Origin of the sequence: Nonomuraea sp. 3N208 (assembly GCF_052245935.1) — a bacterium.
In the GTDB taxonomy this organism is placed as follows: Bacteria; Actinomycetota; Actinomycetes; order Streptosporangiales; family Streptosporangiaceae; genus Nonomuraea.
This window is the reverse complement of the sequence record NZ_JBQQBR010000182.1, coordinates 1-842: the sequence shown is the minus strand read 5'-3', so window position 1 is coordinate 842 and position 842 is coordinate 1. Positions and strand designations below refer to the sequence as shown.

Here is an 842-nt window from a genome sequence, read left to right as displayed (position 1 = left end):
CCCTTCGTCGGCTCGTTGGACAGTTCCTCGAACTCGGCTTCGACCTGGGCCTTCCTGGCTTCCTTGCGCCGCTGGTTGACGGTGTCGAACCGCATCCAGATGGCCAGCGCCCCGACCACGATGACCCCGGTGATCGCGAGGGCGATCATGCGGGTGTCCGCGTTGAGCACCACGCTGCGCACGCCGGCCACAAGCAGGATCCACGCCAGGTTGAGCGGGATCAGCACCTTCCAGCCCAGGGACATGAGCTGGTCGTAGCGCACGCGGGGCAGCGAGGCCCGCACCCACACGACGAAGCTGAAGGTCAGCACGAACTTGATGAAGAACCACAGGACCGGCCACCAGCCGGTGTTGGCGCCCTCCCACAACGAGATCGGGAACGGCGCCCGCCACCCGCCGAGGAACAACGTCACGGCGATGCCGGCGGCGGTGAAGGTGTGCAGGTATTCGCCCATCATGATCAGGGCGAACTTCAGCGACGAGGAGTATTCGGTCTGGAAGCCGCCGACCAGCTCGCCCTCGCCCTCGGGCAGGTCGAACGGGATGCGAGCGGCCTCACCGAACATGCAGACCACGTAGATCAGGAACGACGGGATCAGCAGGAACACGTACCAGGTCTCGACCTGTGCCGCGACGATCTCCGAGGTGGACAGCGTTCCGGCGAACAGGAACACCGCCACGAACGACAGGCCCATCGCGATCTCGTACGACACCACCTGGGCCGCCGACCGCAGCCCGCCGAGCAGCGCGTACGGCGAGCGCGACGACCACCCCGCCAGCACCACGCCGTAGACCGACACGGCGCCCATGGCCAGCATGAACAGCACCGCCACCGGCAGGTC

1 protein-coding gene is annotated in these 842 nt (G+C 66.9%); it reads right to left on the bottom strand.

Translation table 11 applies throughout. The features are described from left to right. On the bottom strand, positions 1-842 hold an 842-nt coding region (locus ACTWPT_RS60135), incomplete at both ends, for a complex I subunit 1/NuoH family protein (RefSeq protein WP_443186503.1).